Origin of the sequence: Acinetobacter pittii, assembly GCF_034067285.1 — a bacterium.
In the GTDB taxonomy this organism is placed as follows: domain Bacteria; phylum Pseudomonadota; class Gammaproteobacteria; order Pseudomonadales; family Moraxellaceae; genus Acinetobacter; species Acinetobacter pittii_E.
Genome location: NZ_CP139286.1, coordinates 202,871 through 221,425, shown reverse-complemented (window position 1 = coordinate 221,425; position 18,555 = coordinate 202,871). Strand labels below are relative to the sequence as shown.

Sequence of the window (18,555 nt, the reverse complement as noted above, 5' to 3'; positions counted from 1 at the left end):
TGAGCTTATCCGGCGCTTCCGTATGCATACTTCCAATGGCTTTAATTTGTCGTTTCGGCACTCAAGAAACGAGAGCCATTTTTGGAATAAAAGAGAGAGCCAATTGCAAAATTTATACGCAAAATTGGCCCTTTTTGTAGCGGATACTGCTAAATGGCTTTTTGTTTTTATTTTAATCAGCTTGAAAAGCTTTAGTTCTGTTCAGAGATTAACAACGCTTTTGTGCCTGTTTGCAACGCTCTAAATATATGCTTTTGATCGGCTGGATAACAAATATAGTCTCCAACCCCCAGCTCAACCGCCTCATCAATTAAACCCACCAAAGCTCGCCCTTCGACCACAATAATATGTTCTACAGAACCAACTGGATGTGGTTCTGAAAGTCGATCTTCACCCGGCTCCACAATCAGTAAATAAACATCACGGCGCGCATGCGGCGGACAAGTCGCTAACAAAATTGCTTTGTAGTTGGCAATCTCTGAGCTCACTGTTGGACCATCGCCACAGCGAATGACTTGTACCTGATTGCTCGGTTCTTCCATCAAACGTGCAAATGGAATATTTAACGCAACACAAAGTGCCCATAAGGTTTCAATGCTTGGGTTACCTTGGCCCGCTTCTAATTGTGAAAGAGTCGATTTGGCAACACCTGCACGGCGAGCAACCTCTGCCAATGAAAGCCCTGCTCTTTGACGTTCACGTGTTAAACCTTTGGCAATAATTTCAATGGGCTGAGACATTCATTCTATCCGTTCTATAAAAAAAACGATCGTTCGTTTTGACAAAACAATCAGACTTATTCATTATAATGGAAAATCGTTCGTTATATCATGCCATGACTACATATGCTCTCATTAAAAAACTCAGTAAAGACACGACTCGCTCGATTTTCTTTGTGTGTCTAGCGACGAGTGTCGTTGGCATGTCTTTAGGTTCACTCGCCGCAAGTTATGGCTTAGCACTCTGGATTCCGCTTTGCCTATCCGTGTTTGTGCTCGCAGGAACTGCTGAATTTATTTTTATTGGATTCTTGGCTGTAGGTGGTAGCCCAATTGCTGCTGCGATTGCAGGACTACTCGTCAATTTAAGGCATTTACCTTTTGGTATTGCGGTCAATGAACTGATTCGAGGCAAATATTCTCAATATTTTGGGTCTCACATCATGAACGACGAAAGCGTTTTGTTTGGCATGGCACAGCCCGATTTCGAAATGAAAAAGGCTGCTTACTGGCTATGTGGAATAGGCATCATGTTCAGTTGGCCTCTCGGTGTAACAGCAGGTTATTTTATTGGAAGCGCTATTCCAGACCCGAAAACTTTTGGTTTAGATGCCATTTTCCCTTCCATTCTAATTGCACTTACTTTTTCTGCTTTAAAGAATAAATCTACTCGAAAAGCTGCATTTGCTGGATCAACTTTAGCGCTGATCACCACGCCCTTTTTGGCCTCGGGACTTCCAATTCTGATTTCACTTTTTGGCTTGATATGGGGTAGAAAGAAATGAATCAACAATTACTCATTATTTTGGGTATAGGCTTGTTAGCACTTGGAACCTATGGCATTCGCTTTGCTGGTTTTCACTTGGGTGCCAAGTTTTCGTTTTCTGAAAAATACCAAGTTTTACTCTCAAACGGCGCAACGGTCTTGCTCTGTGCGATTGCTGTGACGACGACATTTTTTGAAGGTCAACATTTCGCGGGTTTCGCACGAATATTTGGGGTGGCCCTAGCACTGTTCTTAGTTTGGAAAAAAGTACCACTTTTATTGGTGATTTGCTTGGCAGCTGCCGGCACGGCACTTATACGTTTGCTTGGAATTGAGTAATAAAAAAGGCGAGATAAACTCGCCTTTTTTGCAACTTTGATTAGAACGGTAAATCGTCGTCTAAATCAGCTGGTGCAGAAGCTGGTTGTTGCGGAGCTTTAGGCGCAAAACCACCCGCTTGAGGGTTACTTCCACCATTACCAAAACCACCTTGGCCACCATAACCACCGCCATTGTTTTGGCCGTAACCGCCACCTTGGTTGTTATTGTTTTGATAACCATTACCACCTTGTTGAGGTGCGTTAAAACGTGGCTGATTAAAATCATTACCACCAGCAAAACCTTGTTCACCTTGTTGACGAGCATCTAACATTTGCATCTGGTCGCCACGAATTTCTGTTGTATAACGCTCTTGGCCATTTTGGTCTGTCCACTGACGCGTACGTAATGAACCTTCAATATAAACCTTAGAACCTTTACGTAAGAACTGCTGAGCAATTTCCCCTAAACGGTTATGCAAAACAATACGGTGCCATTCTGTTTGTTCTTTACGTTCACCGGTATTTTTATCAGTCCAAGCTTCACTTGTCGCGATTGAAAATTGGGTCAACGAGCCCCCATTTGGAAAAGTTTTTGTTTCAGGATCACGACCCAAAGTACCAACCAAAATAACCTTATTTACACCACGCATTAGCTGTCTTCATCCTATACATTTCTATGTTTTACTTTATAAGAGTTATGCTTAAATGGCTACCTCTTTACCGAACAACTGCGTTAAATCACGTCGCGCAGCATCATCTAGAGACTGTTTATCGACTTTAATATAAGCAACTTGCTGGTCAGGCATCACCACAACTTCTTCGATACCACGAATTGCCAATAGCTGTGTGGTCCACTCATTCACCTGTTGCACTTGCGGCAATGGCAACACAATCGATGACAAATACCGCGGCTGAGCTAAACCAAAACTAATTAGCAACCATATTATAGCAATCCCTGCCAAGACACTCCATCCAATCGCAGTATTATGTAACATCAATAATTGACCACCTAGTGTGCCACCGAAAAAAGCGCCTAAAAATTGGCTACTGGCATTTACACCCATAGCCGTGGCTTTTGACTGGATTGGAGCAGACTTCGACAGCCAAGAAGGTAATAAAGCCTCCATGACATTAAAGGCAATAAAGAAAATACCTAAGCCTGCAAGCAAGACATATTTGGACTGATAACCAAATATCAGTAATAGTAAACCTGCAATAATGCCTGTAATAGCTGTTAAGAAAATGCCGCGCATTTTGCGATATTTTTCAGCGATGATAATGCTAGGAAATGCAAAAAATAGACTAATAACCAAAAGTGGCAAATACACCAAACCGTGGCTAGCCAAAGGAATGTGCGCAAACTCGATAAGCTGTGACGGCACATAAATAAACATGGCGGTCAGCAATAAATGCAATGCAAAAACCGAAACGTGTAAACGGTTTAAATCACCCATTTGAATGACTTGTTTAAGCTGTGCCATGTAGCCTTGCTGATAATTACGATGATGACGAGTTACTTTAGGTACGAGCAATAACATCAAAATCGCGATTAAGCCCATAATGGTCGTCACAAAGAACAAACCAGAAATACCGACAAGGCTTGTGAGCCAAGGCCCAAGACTAAACGCCACTACAAAAGACAGGCCAATACTCATGCCCATTGCAGCCATCGCTTTAGTACGCTGTTCTTCACGCGTCACATCGGCTAAAAGCGCCATCACGACTGCCGAAACTGCACCCGCGCCAGCGATAGCACGGCCAATAATCACGCCATAAATCGTGTCAGATAACCCCGCAATTGCACCACCAACTGCAAAGAGTAACAACCCAAATACCACCAATGGTTTACGGCTAAAACGGTCTGCCAGTAAGCTAAATGGAATTTGTAAAATCGCCTGACTTAAGCCGTAGACACCTACAGCCAAACCAATGAGTACTGGAGTCGCATATTGATATGACTGTCCAACTACAGAAAAGACAGGAATAATCATGAACAAGCCCAACATGCGTAGCGCGAAAATACTACTTAAGGCAAAAGTTGAGCGACGTTCCAAAGCATTCATCATATCAATACACGTTATCAAACTAGGTAAATTATAAGCCGATTCGTTTCTAAAAATACGGGACACCTTATTTAAAATAACGATTTGGGCTTAAAAAAATAAAGAGGCATTTAGCCTCTTTATTCTATCGAAGTTTGCTGAAAATTAGCTTAAGGCGACTGTTGCTCGCGCTTTGAATATTGAATTGAAGCAATAACAGCCCAAACAATGAACGCTACACCAATTAAACCTGTGACAACTTCAGGTACATGTACGCCAGTACCACTTGCAATCATAATGAATGCTAAAGCACCAATTGCATAATGCGCGCCATGTTCCAAGAACACATAGGCATCTAGTGTGCCTTTTTCTACAAGGTAAACTGTCATTGAACGGACAAAAATAGCACCGATTGCAAGACCGAGCATAATCACGACAACGTCGCTGGTAATCGCAAATGCACCGATTACGCCATCAAAACTGAATGATGCATCTAATACTTCAAGATATAAGAAACCACCTAAACCTGCTTTCACCACACCAGAAGCAGCACCTGATCCATCTTGTAATACAGCATTACCATTTTCATCAATTTCAGGTTCACCACCTAACAAATGACTAAGTACTTCAACGCCAATATAAACCACAATGCCCCAAATACCTGCCATGACCACAGCTAAGCGGTGAACTTCATCCACATAAGCAGCCATCACGATTAAGGCAATCAAAGCCAGAAATACAGACATTGCCGGTACGCTTGCCAAGCTTGCAAGTTTAGATTCAAGCCATCTAAACCAATGGGTTTCTTTTTCGTCATCAAAAAAGAAGTTTAAGAACACCAGTAATAGGAATGTTCCACCAAAAGCTGAAATTTCAGCATGGTGTGCCATTAAACGATCAGAGTAAGTTTTCGGATCATTGAGTGCCAATTTAGCCACTTCAATAACACCCATATCTGCAGTCACTGCAACAATTACAACAGGGAAAACTAAACGCATACCAAAAACGGCGATTAAAATACCTACCGTTAAAAAGATCATTTTCCAGAACGGGTCCCAATTACGTAGAACCGATGCATTTACGACAGCGTTGTCAAAAGATAAAGAGACCTCCATTACAGCTAAAATTGCTGTAATTGTTAAAGCTTTAAGCATGGTAGACACGCCCGCTTCAGGTCCGTGGGTAAAACCCCAATACGCGGATAGTGCTAAACACACCACCGTAAAAAATATCGAAAATCGGAAATGCTTCATGGATCAGACCTATACCAAGAATAAATTTAATCTTTCTTAAAAACCGCGGCTATTATATCGATAATTAACCACAAAACGATGATGTTTTGTGCCGTTATTCAATTTCCTTTATCTGTCTGTTTAATAAAGAAATTTATAATATTTAATTAACTCATTAATCGCATTAAATATTTTCTTGCGATATATCTATCATTATTATTTTTGTATTTTAAAATTGATTTAAAATCCGGTTTAGCTGTCTTATTTTAAATGGAATGTTTTATGCTTTTTTCTCAAGAACTCTGGCAACGTAATTTAAATTTATACCAAAAAATTCTCGACCTGCCTTTTAATCAAGAACTTGCTAACGGTACTTTAGATAAAGAAGCTTTTTGTCATTATGTGATTCAGGATGCCCAATACTTAGTGGCTTATGGTCGCGTTCTTGCTGTGGCAGCAGCAAAGGCTTTTGATGCTGACGATATCATGCAATTTTCAGATGCCGCTAAAATTGCAATTGTGGTTGAACGCAGCTTGCATGATGACTTTATGAAAAATTTTGGTGTCACCAAAGAAGAATTTAAAAATACGCCGTTGACCTTGGCAGGCCATCATTACACTTCATTTTTGACCGCAACTGCTTGGTCTGAGAGCTACCCTGTCGTACTTGCAGCATTGTTACCTTGCTTCTGGATTTATGCCGAAGTGGGTAAAGATATTGTGAATAAATCAATTCCTAACAACCCTTACCAAGCATGGATTGATACTTACGCTGGGGAAGAGTTCCATACAGCGGTTCGTAATGTGATTGCGACAGTAGATAAAGTTGCAGCACGTTGTGATGCCGACACTTTAGAAAAAATGCATGCCGCTTACACCATGGGTGCAAAACTTGAATGGTTATTTTGGGATAGCGCCTACCACCAAAGACAATGGTTAGGTTTGGACCAGATCTAAATCAAGATAAGGCTCTGACCATTTACTTCGTTAAATGGTCAGTCTTAAATTTAACTTTGAAACCACTGCCAGCCGTAAATCAAACCTGCCGCAGCGGCCACCCAACATAGAGTTGCCACTCCTAGACACGACCACATCGACATACGCGTTGCCAGCACATAAACAGCAACTAAATAAATGGCATAGGGAATAAGTGACCATAGACCAAACAGAGCCGTTTTTTGTAACGCCTCCGCCCCTTTTTGCTGGTAAACAATCACGTGGGCAATCAAAGCGAATGTAGGAAAAAGCGGGACCAAGCCTGCAATATAAAATGCCTTACTTTTCGATAAAATTGAAATGATGAGGACAACCCCAGCCCCCAACATACATTTTAAAAATAACGCCCACATATTTAATCTAGATCCAACGCTTAACTATAAACTTCAATATCGTGCAGTTTGACTAAAGATACTTAAACCACAATCTGCTTGTGCTAAACGTCATCTGCAACCTGCCTATGATTATAAATGAATGTTTTTGCAAGAGAGTGGATAGATGATGCAAAACAACAGGTTTTGCAGATGACAATGGTTTTGGTTACTTTTGCCAAAACAAAAGTAACAGAATTAGCTGATAGTATCTAATCTCACGGATTAAAGCTCCGTCGTGAAATTAAAAGTATTACCTAGATTTCAGTTCATCATAAAAAATTAACAGCGACTAAAGCAATTAATGCAGGAACTGCCTGAATATAAATAATCTTTTTACTGGCAGTGAGTCCGCCATAAATACCTGCAATCAGTACGCACCCTAAAAAGAAATTGGCAATAGATGTCGCAAATGATGCATCTGCCAATAAAGACCAGAATAAACCTGCTGCTAAAAAGCCATTATAAAGACCTTGGTTTTGTGCCATTACTTTAGTGAGTTTTGCTTTTTCGGCATTATTTCCAAAGGCTTTCATGCCATAAGGTTTGTCCCACAAAAACATCTCTAATACTAAAATATAGACATGTAATATTGCGATAAGTGCAATTAAAATTTGTCCGATCATACAATTTTCCTTTTTATTTTAAAGATATGAAAAAAGATCAGTCTCTCGACTGATCTTTTAGTGTTTTACGGCTTTAACAACACTTTGCCTTGTCGAGCACCTTGCGTTGCGCTTTGAGCGGCAGTTTTAATCTCATCAAAACTAAATACACCTTCTACAGGAAGGATTAATTTTTTCTGAGTCGCTAATGTTAATAGCTCAACAATTAGTTCTTTTTTACGAGCAGCTGGCATTTCTTTATTCACCACACTCGCCCAGAATCCTTTTACTGTCGCTTGTTTGAAAATTAGATCACCCGATGAAATCTGCATGGTTTCACCTGTCATACTACCAAACGAAACGAGCAAGCTATTTTCACTGAGTAAGTGCAGCATTTCACCACTTGCGGTTCCACCAATCGAATCTACACCAGCAATCAGAGGTTGGTCACCGTGAATCTGTTTAACTTGTTCTTTCCAGTTAGGTTGATCGGTCGCAACAACATGTTGAATGCCTAATGCCTGCATTTCTGCAATTGCATCCGTACGACGAACCAGATTAATCACAGATAAACCACGTGCCTGTGCAATCATCGCAACTGTTTTACCGACTGCACCGTTCGCCGTGTTTTGAATGAGCCATTGACCTGGTTGAACGTTAACAAAATCTAAAAGCATCAGGGCACTAATTGGCATACCAATGAGCTGTGCTGCTGTTTCGTCATCAATTTCATTATTAAGTGGAATAAGTCCTTGAGCAGGTGCAATAAAGTACTCAGCCCAACTGCCATGCACAGCTGCTACTGCAATACGTTGACCTACCTGTATATGTTCTACGCCTTCGCCCAACGCATCTACAATACCAACCGCTTCACTACCGCCAATCGCAGGTAAAGTCGGCTTATAGCCATAGCTTCCGCGGACTGTCCATACATCATGATTATGAATTGGAGACATAATAGTTTTAATACGCACTTCGCCTGCTTTTGGTTCTGGCTTTGGCATATCCGCCTGCTCTAAAACGTCTACAGGTTCGCCAAAATTACGATGGATAATACTTCGCATGCTTTATTCCTCTATCGGTTTTATGAGTTGTTGAGTAGTTTCTAGGGCTAGATGGAGATGTGCTTTGTCTTGCGACAATTTTGTGAGTAAAGCAGCACCTAACCATAACTGGTACATGACTTGCGCAGTTTTTAAAGGCTCAATATGTTTTGGAATTGAACCTTCTTGTTGCCCTTCTTTAAGCAGTAAAGCTAAACGTTGCGTTAATTTGTGCACGCCTTCATTGAGAATCTGGCGCATATCTTCCGACAAATCGGACACTTCAGCTGCCAACTTCACAATCAAACAATTTTCAGCCCAACTGCCATTTACCGGGTCATCAATCCACGCCTGCCACAATGCCATTAATCGGGCATGGGCGCTTCGCTCGCTGTGCTGCCAAAGTTGTTCCACACGAACTTTATAATCAGCCATGTATTGTTCTAACAATGCACAGCCAAATGCCTCTTTCGAAGCAAAGTAGTGATAAAACGAACCCTTAGGTACGTCACAAGCCTTTAAGATCTCTTGCAAACCGACACCAACAAAACCTTTATGTAGTACCAGCTCAAAGCTGGTATCTAAAATATGTTGTCGCGTGGTTTCACTTTTATTTAATCGTTTCATGCACCCATCATAAACAACTATTAGACCAGTCGTCTAGTAAAGTTATGTTGCTGGTTAAAATTTGTCTAGAGTAGAAATCTGAACTAAGGAATGTTAAAAATACAACCTGCTTATTTAAACAAATTTTGTCGATTGTCGTTTAACCGTCACAATTTGTCGCATTAAATCATTTTGTACCACTTGAACAATTTTAAATCGTTATCATATATAAGGTCTGTTGTTTACTACTAGTCACACTTCCCTGCGGCTGATCAAACAACACCTAAATTTTCATCAATATATAATTGAGATGTTTTATGAGCCAAAGTCATATCCGTATTCGAGGCGCACGTACCCATAATTTAAAAAATGTGTCTCTCGATATTCCACGCGACAAATTTGTGGTAATTACGGGGTTATCAGGTTCAGGAAAATCTTCTCTAGCCTTCGATACCCTGTATGCCGAAGGACAACGCCGTTACGTCGAATCGCTTTCAGCGTATGCCCGTCAGTTTTTATCGCAAATGGAAAAGCCTGAAGTCGACTCGATTGAAGGTTTATCACCAGCGATTGCGATTGAGCAAAAATCTACCAGTCACAACCCACGTTCAACCGTCGGTACGATTACCGAAATTTATGACTATTTGCGTTTACTTTACGCACGTGTCGGCACGCCTTACTGCCCTGAACACGACTTGCCAATGGTTGCGCAAACTGTTTCTGAAATGGTCGATGCAGTAAAAAACCTTGAGGAAGGCACAGCACTCATGTTGCTTGCTCCTGTCGTTCGTGAGCGTAAAGGTGAATACAGTAACCTGTTCGAGCAGTTACAAGGTCAAGGTTTTGTTCGTGCTCGTGTAGATGGTGAAATCATTGATATTGATACGCCACCAGAACTCGATAAAAAGAAAAAACACACCATCGAAGTTCTAGTTGACCGCTTTAAAGTGCGTGAAGACTTAGGGAACCGTATTGCAGAATCATTTGAAACTGCACTGCGTTTAGGTGGAGATATTGCTGTTTTATCATGGATGAATGGTGAACATCCTGATCGCGTTTTTTCTGCAAAGCACTCATGTCCAGAATGTGATCGCGCTGTCGCAGAGCTTGAGCCACGTTTGTTTTCATTTAACAACCCGTTCGGTGCCTGCCCTGTTTGTGATGGTTTAGGTACACGCAGTCATTTTAGTTCTGAAAAGCTCATTCCAAATCCAGATCTTGCAATTAGTGAAGGTGCTATCCGTGGTTGGGATCGTCAGCGCCCATATTATTATTCGATGCTGCAAAAAGTTGCCGATCATTTTGGTTTAAAACTTGATACGCCTTGGAACCAGCTAGATAAAGATACTCAAAAGAAATTCTTACAAGGTACGGGCAAAGAAAAAGTCGATTTAAGCTATATCGACGAACGTGGCCGTAAACATACTCGCGTACAACCGTTTGAGGGAATCTTGCCTCACCTTGAACGCCGTTATCGTGAAACTGAAAGTAACTATGTACGTGATGATTTAGCTCAATATCTCTCTAATGCAGCGTGTGATGCATGTGATGGTTCACGTCTCAATGAAATTTCACGCAACGTTCGTGTGAAAGATAAAACGATTGCTGATATTACTCGCATGTCGATTGGTGATGCTGAAAGCTACTATCAAGGTTTAAACCTTGAAGGTGCTAAAGGCGAAATCGCAGATAAAATCTTTAAAGAGATTCGTGAACGTCTACACTTCTTAGTGAGTGTGGGTCTGAACTATTTAAGTCTAGCTCGCTCTGCCGAAACCTTATCGGGCGGTGAAGCACAGCGTATTCGTTTAGCCTCACAAATTGGTGCAGGTTTAATGGGCGTAATGTATGTGCTTGATGAACCATCAATTGGTCTACATCAACGCGATAATGATCGTTTATTACAAACGCTAATTCGCTTACGTGATTTAGGTAATACGGTATTGGTCGTGGAACACGATGAAGATGCAATCCGTGCGGCTGACCATATTATTGATATCGGTCCGGGTGCTGGTGTACATGGCGGTGTGATTATTGCTGAAGGGACTTATGATGAATTGGCTAAACATGCTGATTCACTTACAGGTCAATATCTTTCGGGCAAACTCAAAATTGAAGTACCCAAAAAACGTACTCAATCCCCACGTCCAGATGAGCTTATCAAACTCTCTGGGGCAAGTGGTCACAACTTAAAAAATGTTGATTTAACGATTCCGCTTGGCATTATGACCTGCGTAACCGGGGTTTCAGGTTCAGGTAAATCGACGTTAATTAACCGCACATTACTTCCATTGGCTGCGACACAGCTTAACGGTGCAACGACATTAACGGCCGAGAAGTTTGACTCGATTGATGGTCTTCAACATCTAGATAAAGTTGTCGATATTGACCAAAGCCCAATTGGACGCACACCACGTTCAAACCCAGCGACCTATACAGGGTTATTTACGCCAATTCGTGAATTATTTGCACAAACACCAGAAGCAAAAGCTCGTGGTTATAGTGCAGGCCGTTTCTCGTTTAACGTAAAAGGCGGACGCTGTGAAGCGTGTGAAGGCGACGGTATGATTAAAGTCGCAATGCACTTCTTACCAGACATGTATGTACCTTGCGACGCGTGTCATGGCAAACGTTATAACCGTGAAACACTTGAAGTTGGCTATAAAGGCAAAAACATTTCTGATGTTTTAGAAATGACTGTTGAAGATGCTGCGGAGTTCTTTAGTGCAATTCCAGTGATTCATCGCCGCTTAGAAACCTTAACTCAGGTAGGTTTAGGCTACATCCGTTTAGGTCAAGCTGCTACCACGCTCTCTGGTGGTGAAGCGCAACGTGTGAAACTTGCACGTGAATTAGCAAAACGAGATACGGGTAAAACTTTATATATCTTGGATGAACCAACAACAGGTCTGCATTTCCATGATATTGCCAAGTTACTCGACATTTTGCATGAGCTACGTAACAAGGGTAATACCATTGTGGTGATTGAACATAACCTTGATGTGATTAAAACAGCCGACTGGGTTGTGGATTTAGGCCCTGAAGGTGGTTCTGGTGGCGGTATGATCATTGCCGAAGGCACACCTGAACAAGTCGCTGAGGTTGAGATTTCCCATACGGGACGTTTCTTAAAACCGATGTTGAAGCAATAAAATAAAAAGCCGGAAATCATTTCCGGCTTTTTTTACCCCTCAACTGCATTTCGCCCTCTGGCTTTAGCTTTTAAGAGTGAGTTGTCAGCCTTTTCTAAAAGCTCAATCCAACTCATCGCTCCTATCGCAAAACCAATACTGACAGACACATGCAATTTTTCTTCTGATCCAGATAAATCAATCTCTTCTAAAGAAATCGCCATTCGAATTTTCTCTGCTAAAAGACGGGCATCTACAAATTGCACCTGCTCTAACAGTATTAAAAATTCATCTCCCCCATAACGTACAATTAAATCTGAACTTCGAATATTTTGTTTTAATTGCTCAGCAATACTGACAATGACACGGTCACCCACAATATGTCCATATTGGTCATTCACCTGTTTAAAACGGTCTATATCGATAATCATCAAACAGGTCTGGGTAAATTTTTGAGGATAACTTTCAACAATTTTTAAATATTCAGATAGAGCCAAACGGTTAGACACACCAGTGAGGGGGTCCGTATTCGCGATATTCTTTAATTGAAACTCAAAAGCATCTCGTTGTTGTAACATACGCTGCAATCGATCTATCGCTTCAAACAAAGAAAAAAATTCACCTTTTGTGGTGACATTCATGTCATCTGTACAATGATCAGAACTATGAGATAAATCTAAAATTAAAGTTCTCGCTTTAATTAAAGGGGAAAATACACGTCTTTGGGCATATATCAGAGTAAGTAATGCTGTAGCCAAAGAAATTAAAGAAATAAATAAAGTTAAAAAGAAATCATTTCGAGCAATCGCATTTTCTTGATTTGCAATCACCACACTTTCATTGAGAATATAACTTTGTAAATCAACGACCGTAGTAAATTTACCTACGATTGCTTCGGTTAACTGTGTACCATTTAGAAAATACGGCTCGCCCTTTTGGCTCTCTTCCAATAGCTTTTCTACAATTGGAATACCTTTGTCTATAAATTCCGTTTTTACTTGTGAATATAATCGACGATATTCTGGAGTTTTTGCCTGTTCAGGCTGCAAAGTATCAACCAAAATCCATAAATATCTAGCTTGATGCTGAGTTTGTAGAGAACGTGCCCTGTTATTACTTGGAATCTCTTCATTAAAACTAACGGGAGCAATAATGTTAGAGGCCATGCGTCCAGCTTGATCACGCATATCAGTCAGCACAATAATAAGCGTAAAATAATTAGAAATACGGCTGTCTTTACTTTTTAGCTGCAACATCAATTTTTGCAGGATTTCCCTACAATGATCCCATGCGCCAAACATCCCTAAAATAGCATTATCCATTTGAACGGAAGTCCTTGCTGCATAGGGAGTTTCACCATAATAATCAACGACAGCTCTCGCTTGTCTAATATTTTCCTTTAAACTGGTTTGCAACTCATTAGCTAATGAAACATAACCCGCTTGTTTTAAAATAAGAATACTTGAATCAATTTGCTCATCGACAATTAAACGAAATTTTCTTAATTCTTGTTGATTCTTTAATAAATCCTCAGGAGTACTCGACATCATTTTGTTAGCAGGAGCACGCTCCTTAGAAATTTTATAAGCAATATCTGCTACTGCTCTTAAACTTTTTATTTCAGCTAAGGCTTGTCTAGTTTTTATATAATCCTGATAGCTTCCCACAATAAGAGGTATTGCCATGAATAATAAGGACAAAATAATAACCAGCATGAAAAGGAACAGTCGATTACTAATATGTTCTGAACGTAATCCTGCCATTTCTAGCTGATACTCCGTAAATGCCCTGCCATTTTTAATGCGATATAAATTAGGCTTAAATTTATCCTAGCATTTTAATAACTAAAATTTCATCAATAAACTGATCTTTACTCTTCTTAATAATTATAAGAGCCCTACATGCCGTAAGCTTAATTAATAAACTAAATCGGAAAATCAAATAATTTTTATAAAAAAACTCCATTTTACAGATTAAACTGTTTTGGTGATGATAATCAAACATATTCACTTGTCCTCTTGGATGCTTCTCCCAGCATCCATTGCCCAGCTTCTTTAAGCTGGGTTCTTTTTGACCAAATGTTTTAAAATAAATTTCACATAATTTTTATTAGAATTTTTAGATTTTCTTATAGATAAAAAAAAGCTCAACCTTGGGGAAAGCTGAGCTCGTAAAATCTGATGCGGTATACACATCGTATCTGGGCAAGCACTTTAAATCCTAAAAACGTTAGGCAGTGAACTTTGCCATTGAATTATGTGATTTATCTCTACTTTTGTAAAGTTGATTAAATTAATCAGAATTAAAACTTTAATCGTTTTTTTGACTTAAAATAGAGATTTCTTTTACTTTATTCACTTATATAATAATTAAGAATAGTTAAATTTTTTAGCTAAACTAATCTAAATATTGTTAACTATTCCTCAAAATAAAACAAATTAGATAATAAAATGGCTATTTTTTACTCACTTTGTAAACAAAGCGATACTTTTATTAATGTTAAAACCGATCAATATAATCAGTTTTTCCAATTGTAATTGTAATATCTTTTTAATATTTACTTCTTAATTCATAATGAAATATAATTATTAGCTTATTGTAAATGTTCATTTTTTTATCAGGTTGACAATTCATTTTTCATTTGATTAGTTTTTCACCAATTTTAACATAAGTGTCAAATATCTTTAACATTACCTTTCCTACATTATTGACTTCATAAATTGTTACAATACAATGACCCCAGCTTTATCTCTTGTTAATGCTGGAAATGATTATGAAAAAACTTGGTTTAGCCACTGCTGTATTATTAGCCATGACCGGTGCTCATGCTTATCAATTTGAAGTTCAAGGTCAATCTGAATACGTTGACACAACTGCAAATGATAAAAACTTCACTGGTGACGTTGCTGGTACATTCTATTTAAAAAATGTTGATACCGCTAAAGGTCCTTTAGCTGAAGCAGCTTTCTTGAACCAAGCTTCTAGCGTATCTTTAGGTTATAGCTACCAACAGTATGACCAAAGCAACGGTTTAAACTACCACGTTGGTACATACGGTGTTAAAGGTGAGGCTTACGTTCCTACTCCTTACCTTCCTGTATACGCTAGCGCAACTTATAACCACACTGATGTTGATGGTAAAAACGCTATCTCTCGTGATGACAACGGTGACCGCTATGCATTAGAAGTTGGTGCTATGTTGTTACCTAACTTCTTGATGACTGTTGGTTATACAAGCGTTGCTAACCAATTCGCTTTAGACAACTTTGGCATCATCAGCAACGGTATCTACTCTGCTGTGAACCAAACTGCTGCGATCCAAGACGACCAAGATGCTGTTACAGCTCGTGCTAAATATGTAGGTCCGATCGATGGAACTAACATGGCAATTGGTTTTGAAGCTGCTGGTGCTTTCGGTCAAGAAAACCAATACGGTTTAAAAACTGACCTTTACTTAACTCCTAAGTTAAGTGTTGGCGCATCTTTCATTGGTAACGATGGCGTAGCTGACATCAAAGGCAATGACCTTGGTGAATTCCGTCAAGCTTGGGGTGGTAACGTAAACTACTTCATTACTCCAGCTGTAGCAGTTGGTGCATCGTACATGAAAGCTGACGTTAAAAAGTCTAGCTACGATACACAAACTATCGGCTTAAATGCTAAAGTTCGCTTCTAATTTAAATTAGAAATCGAATTAAAAAAAAGGACTCATTTGAGTCCTTTTTTTACAGCTAAATATTAACTTCGTACAATATTTAAGAAATATAAATGACGTTCATATTGATCAATAATGTCTTGAATTAAATCTTCTTGAGTCCAATCCATTACGTCATAGTTTTGCCCGCCTTCTCTTAAAAAGACCTCAGCTTGGAAATATTGCCCATCTTCAGCTTCAGTACGTCCAATTAAAAAACTTGGCGGCACTGTTTCACGTGAAACAACTTTATAAATAAAATTAATTTCATGATGGTGATCGACCCGAAGTTGCATTCCATCTTCAAGTTGAGTAATTGAAACTTCTAAGTGACGGCGTCTAAATTCATGTTTAATATTTTCAAACGCACGACTTACTTGCTTTTCAATATATTCTCTTACTTCTTCTTCACTATGAGGATAGTGCATGATTAATCCGAGACGCTGTTGCCAGCTTCGTGGATTATGAATAGCACGTGGAGTAATGCGTGCTTCCTGAATGGCTGTCATTTTGGTGACATCAAGATGCAATGCTTTTATCAATCCCCAACTCATTAAAAGCATGACCACAGTAAACGGCAATGCACTCATAATAATTGAAGACTGTAACGCGGCTAAACCACCGACTAGCAATAAGATAATGGCAAGTACAGCCATCAGCACCGTCCAGAACAAACGCTGCCAAGTAGGTGAGTTTTCAGTTTTTGCTGTTAGATAATCGGTGACCAATGCTCCCGAGTCAGCAGAAGTTACAAAGAATAAAACGACTAAAATAGTAGCCAAAATATTCATGACACCTGACCATGGCAAGTGACCTAAAAACTCAAATAGTGCAACTGAGGAATCTTGCTGAACAGCCTGAATGAGAGTAGTTTGATGCTCATGAATAATACTAAATAACGCAGCATTTCCTAAAAAGCCCATCCAGATAATCGTAAAACCTGTCGGGATGAGCAGAACTCCCACAATAAACTCTCGAATAGTACGACCACGTGAAACACGTGCGATAAACATTCCCACGAATGGTGACCATGAAATCCACCAAGCCCAGTACAAAATTGTCCAACCACCAATCCATCCATTTGGCTGATAAGCATATAAATTGAATGTCATGGTAAAAAGATTAGAGATATATTGCCCAGTGTTTTGAATAGTGGTTTGGAGTAAATAGATACTTGGACCAGCAATAAAAACGAATGCTAATAAAATTAAGGCTAAGACTAAGTTTAGCTCTGATAAGCGTTTAACCCCTTTATCAAGACCTAGGAATACAGACAAGGAAGCTAAGATACTCACAAAAATAATGAGTAAAACTTGAATATGGGTGCTTTGCTCAACACCGAACAAATAATGTAAACCAGAGTTAATCTGAGTTACACCGAACCCGAGAGAAGTCGCTACACCAAATACCGTACCAATGGTCGCGAATATATCGATGCTGTCGCCCCATGGTCCATAAATCTTTTTACCAATGAGCGGATAGAGTGCAGAACGGGTCTTTAAAGGTAAATTATGTCGATAAGCAAAATAAGCCAATGCCAATCCGACTACTGCATAAATTGCCCATGCATGTAAGCCCCAGTGGAAGAAGGTTACTCTGAGTGCTTGCTGAGCTGCATCAATAGTCTGGGCGTCCCCACTCGGTGGATTAACATAATGCATGACGGGTTCGGCAACCCCGAAGAACATTAGACCGATTCCCATCCCTGCTGTAAACAGCATGGCGAACCAAGACCCATTATTATATTCAGGCTGGCTGTGGTCAGGCCCTAACTTAATCCGGCCTATTGATGAGCAGGCGATATAAATCAATAAAATGAGAAAGAAGGCAACAGATAAAACATAAAACCAGCTAAATGAATCGGTGATCCATTGTTTTAATTGCTGCGTTAAAAGTTCAAAGGAACTCGGGGCGATCACCACAACTGCTAAAAATAAGGCAATGATAATGACCGTACCAAAAAATACGTTAGGATTAACGTTTGCGAACCAACCTGGTTGTTTGGAAGGCATAACTCCTCCATGTTATTTTAATGAAAAGTGACAGGCACTAAGCCAATAGAGATATTCACGGAATGAACAAAGTTAAATCTTTCAATAGAGAAAGCCGATAATACTCTAAATAAACTTAAATAATATTGCAGTTACAAAGGTGTAAACAAATTGAAACACCCTCTTCTTTATTTGTCGGTATTTCTCCTTGGCGGATGAGCAATATACTGTAGAGCAATCAAACGTGTAACAATCAAAGCGAGATACATCACGCCGCAAAACATTTGTAGCATCGCTAAAACACGTGCTGGCGGACTAAGCGGCATTAAATCAGATAAGCCTGTTGCTGACTGTAAGCTAAAACTCAGGAAGAGTAGATCTAACCACGTCTGTAAATGATGAGCATTATTTGGATTTTGGAAGCTAGCTGGAATTAATAACTGACAAATGTTGTAGAGGAATGCAAAGCCCCAAGCAAGCAGAGTAAAAACTGCGGCGGCTGCAAATAATTCATCCCTTGTTAAATATCGATCAGCAAACATATAACGAAATAAACCATACGCTGCTGAAAAATAAGCTAAGGCTTCACAACTATGAGCAAATATCTGGATCGCTAAATTGCTATAGCCCAATAAAATAAAGACCGAAGATATAATCGCTCCACTGACAAAGCTTAGACCCAGAAAAGTAAACATTGGGGTTTGGCGAATCACTTTGGCAATAATGAGTAAGGCAAGTACTCCTAACGCCCAAGTGAGAGTTCTATAAGAGGCATCGTTAAAAGTCAGCATAGCTAAGATCAATAAAACAAACTGAACCAGCAACAGCCACGCAGAAGGTAGCAATCGAAAGCTCGCCCAGAACTCGATAATAGAGCGCATTTAATTATTTTCCTTTTTCGTTATATTTTGAATTATAGAAAATCATACTGTACAAAAAATAGGATAAACAAGTTGTTCTTTATTAAAAAGCTCTTTCATCTCAGTATATAAGATAAACAAAAAAAGCCCCTAAGGGCTTTTAATGAGATATTTACTCA

The 18,555-nt window shown here is 39.6% G+C and carries 16 protein-coding genes; 5 read left to right on the top strand and 11 right to left on the bottom strand.

The features are described 5' to 3' along the window. Positions 1-191: 191 nt before the first annotated feature. On the bottom strand, positions 192-740 hold the full coding sequence (ydcN, locus tag SOI81_RS00985; RefSeq protein ID WP_141314709.1) for a helix-turn-helix domain-containing protein: 549 nt from the start codon (positions 738-740) through the stop codon (positions 192-194). A 68-nt stretch (positions 741-808) separates the two neighbouring features. On the opposite strand from ydcN, the gene SOI81_RS00980 reads away from it, so the two are divergent. Then, entirely contained in the window at positions 809-1,504 is a 696-nt protein-coding gene (locus SOI81_RS00980) for an AzlC family ABC transporter permease (RefSeq protein ID WP_239975283.1), read from the top strand. After that, entirely contained in the window at positions 1,501-1,824 is a 324-nt protein-coding gene (locus tag SOI81_RS00975) for an AzlD domain-containing protein (protein WP_016143744.1), read from the top strand. The genes SOI81_RS00980 and SOI81_RS00975 overlap by 4 nt, the downstream gene beginning before the upstream one ends. A gap of 40 nt (positions 1,825-1,864) precedes the next feature. Here SOI81_RS00975 and ssb read toward each other — a convergent pair whose 3' ends face one another. From ssb to SOI81_RS00960, 3 genes are all read right to left on the bottom strand, one after another. Further along, positions 1,865-2,455 carry a single-stranded DNA-binding protein gene (gene ssb, locus SOI81_RS00970; RefSeq protein WP_239967000.1) on the bottom strand — a complete coding sequence of 197 codons (591 nt, stop codon included), beginning with the start codon at positions 2,453-2,455 and terminating at the stop codon, positions 1,865-1,867. 51 nt (positions 2,456-2,506) lie between these two features. Next, positions 2,507-3,871 carry an MFS transporter gene (gene yajR, locus SOI81_RS00965; RefSeq protein ID WP_239975284.1) on the bottom strand — a complete coding sequence of 455 codons (1,365 nt, stop codon included), beginning with the start codon at positions 3,869-3,871 and terminating at the stop codon, positions 2,507-2,509. Between the two features lie 146 nt (positions 3,872-4,017). Beyond that, on the bottom strand, positions 4,018-5,100 hold the full coding sequence (locus tag SOI81_RS00960) for a DUF475 domain-containing protein (RefSeq protein WP_016142798.1): 1,083 nt from the start codon (positions 5,098-5,100) through the stop codon (positions 4,018-4,020). Between the two features lie 261 nt (positions 5,101-5,361). Between SOI81_RS00960 and tenA the strand changes: the two genes are divergently transcribed. Then, the gene (tenA, locus tag SOI81_RS00955) at positions 5,362-6,036 is read left to right on the top strand and encodes a thiaminase II (protein WP_206218682.1); all 675 of its coding nucleotides are present in this window, start codon (positions 5,362-5,364) and stop codon (positions 6,034-6,036) included. A 50-nt stretch (positions 6,037-6,086) separates the two neighbouring features. Here the strand turns inward: tenA and glpM are convergent, their stop codons facing one another. From glpM to ydhM, 4 genes are all read right to left on the bottom strand, one after another. Beyond that, on the bottom strand, positions 6,087-6,428 hold the full coding sequence (gene glpM, locus SOI81_RS00950; protein ID WP_320541115.1) for a GlpM family protein: 342 nt from the start codon (positions 6,426-6,428) through the stop codon (positions 6,087-6,089). Positions 6,429-6,718: 290 nt separating this feature from the next. Next, a complete protein-coding gene (locus SOI81_RS00945; protein ID WP_000580166.1) occupies positions 6,719-7,072 on the bottom strand; it encodes a DUF1304 domain-containing protein in 354 nt (117 codons plus the stop codon). A 65-nt stretch (positions 7,073-7,137) separates the two neighbouring features. After that, positions 7,138-8,115, bottom strand: coding sequence for a zinc-binding dehydrogenase (mecR, locus tag SOI81_RS00940; protein WP_224992143.1), 978 nt, complete (start codon positions 8,113-8,115; stop codon positions 7,138-7,140). 3 nt (positions 8,116-8,118) lie between these two features. Beyond that, a complete protein-coding gene (gene ydhM / locus SOI81_RS00935) occupies positions 8,119-8,721 on the bottom strand; it encodes a TetR/AcrR family transcriptional regulator (protein ID WP_262445823.1) in 603 nt (200 codons plus the stop codon). A gap of 296 nt (positions 8,722-9,017) precedes the next feature. Here ydhM and uvrA point away from each other — a divergent pair, with 296 nt between their 5' ends. Beyond that, positions 9,018-11,852, top strand: a complete 2,835-nt coding sequence (gene uvrA, locus SOI81_RS00930) for an excinuclease ABC subunit UvrA (protein WP_320541114.1) — start codon at positions 9,018-9,020, stop codon at positions 11,850-11,852. A gap of 32 nt (positions 11,853-11,884) precedes the next feature. On the opposite strand, the gene SOI81_RS00925 is transcribed toward uvrA, so the two are convergent. Continuing rightward, the gene (locus SOI81_RS00925; protein ID WP_320541113.1) at positions 11,885-13,594 is read right to left on the bottom strand and encodes a GGDEF domain-containing protein; all 1,710 of its coding nucleotides are present in this window, start codon (positions 13,592-13,594) and stop codon (positions 11,885-11,887) included. A gap of 1,010 nt (positions 13,595-14,604) precedes the next feature. On the opposite strand from SOI81_RS00925, the gene omp33-36 reads away from it, so the two are divergent. Beyond that, positions 14,605-15,507, top strand: coding sequence for a porin Omp33-36 (gene omp33-36 / locus SOI81_RS00920; protein WP_320149663.1), 903 nt, complete (start codon positions 14,605-14,607; stop codon positions 15,505-15,507). Between the two features lie 62 nt (positions 15,508-15,569). On the opposite strand, the gene SOI81_RS00915 is transcribed toward omp33-36, so the two are convergent. Both SOI81_RS00915 and SOI81_RS00910 read right to left on the bottom strand, forming a co-directional pair. Further along, the gene (locus tag SOI81_RS00915) at positions 15,570-17,537 is read right to left on the bottom strand and encodes a BCCT family transporter (protein ID WP_224992149.1); all 1,968 of its coding nucleotides are present in this window, start codon (positions 17,535-17,537) and stop codon (positions 15,570-15,572) included. 167 nt (positions 17,538-17,704) lie between these two features. Then, positions 17,705-18,397, bottom strand: coding sequence for an ion channel (locus SOI81_RS00910; RefSeq protein ID WP_224992150.1), 693 nt, complete (start codon positions 18,395-18,397; stop codon positions 17,705-17,707). Positions 18,398-18,555 lie beyond the last annotated feature (158 nt).

Bases quoted from the DNA above. Each gene is read 5' to 3' on its own strand.
- yajR (WP_239975284.1), bottom strand. From the start codon at position 3,871: ATGATGAATGCTTTGGAACGTCGCTCAACTTTTGCCTTAAGTAGTATT.
- tenA (WP_206218682.1), top strand. From the start codon at position 5,362: ATGCTTTTTTCTCAAGAACTCTGGCAACGTAATTTAAATTTATACCAA.
- omp33-36 (WP_320149663.1), top strand. From the start codon at position 14,605: ATGAAAAAACTTGGTTTAGCCACTGCTGTATTATTAGCCATGACCGGT.
- ydhM (WP_262445823.1), bottom strand. From the start codon at position 8,721: ATGAAACGATTAAATAAAAGTGAAACCACGCGACAACATATTTTAGAT.
- SOI81_RS00925 (WP_320541113.1), bottom strand. From the start codon at position 13,594: ATGGCAGGATTACGTTCAGAACATATTAGTAATCGACTGTTCCTTTTC.
- SOI81_RS00960 (WP_016142798.1), bottom strand. From the start codon at position 5,100: ATGAAGCATTTCCGATTTTCGATATTTTTTACGGTGGTGTGTTTAGCA.
- mecR (WP_224992143.1), bottom strand. From the start codon at position 8,115: ATGCGAAGTATTATCCATCGTAATTTTGGCGAACCTGTAGACGTTTTA.
- SOI81_RS00975 (WP_016143744.1), top strand. From the start codon at position 1,501: ATGAATCAACAATTACTCATTATTTTGGGTATAGGCTTGTTAGCACTT.
- SOI81_RS00945 (WP_000580166.1), bottom strand. From the start codon at position 7,072: ATGATCGGACAAATTTTAATTGCACTTATCGCAATATTACATGTCTAT.
- uvrA (WP_320541114.1), top strand. From the start codon at position 9,018: ATGAGCCAAAGTCATATCCGTATTCGAGGCGCACGTACCCATAATTTA.
- SOI81_RS00980 (WP_239975283.1), top strand. From the start codon at position 809: ATGGAAAATCGTTCGTTATATCATGCCATGACTACATATGCTCTCATT.
- ydcN (WP_141314709.1), bottom strand. From the start codon at position 740: ATGTCTCAGCCCATTGAAATTATTGCCAAAGGTTTAACACGTGAACGT.
- SOI81_RS00910 (WP_224992150.1), bottom strand. From the start codon at position 18,397: ATGCGCTCTATTATCGAGTTCTGGGCGAGCTTTCGATTGCTACCTTCT.
- SOI81_RS00915 (WP_224992149.1), bottom strand. From the start codon at position 17,537: ATGCCTTCCAAACAACCAGGTTGGTTCGCAAACGTTAATCCTAACGTA.
- ssb (WP_239967000.1), bottom strand. From the start codon at position 2,455: ATGCGTGGTGTAAATAAGGTTATTTTGGTTGGTACTTTGGGTCGTGAT.
- glpM (WP_320541115.1), bottom strand. From the start codon at position 6,428: ATGTGGGCGTTATTTTTAAAATGTATGTTGGGGGCTGGGGTTGTCCTC.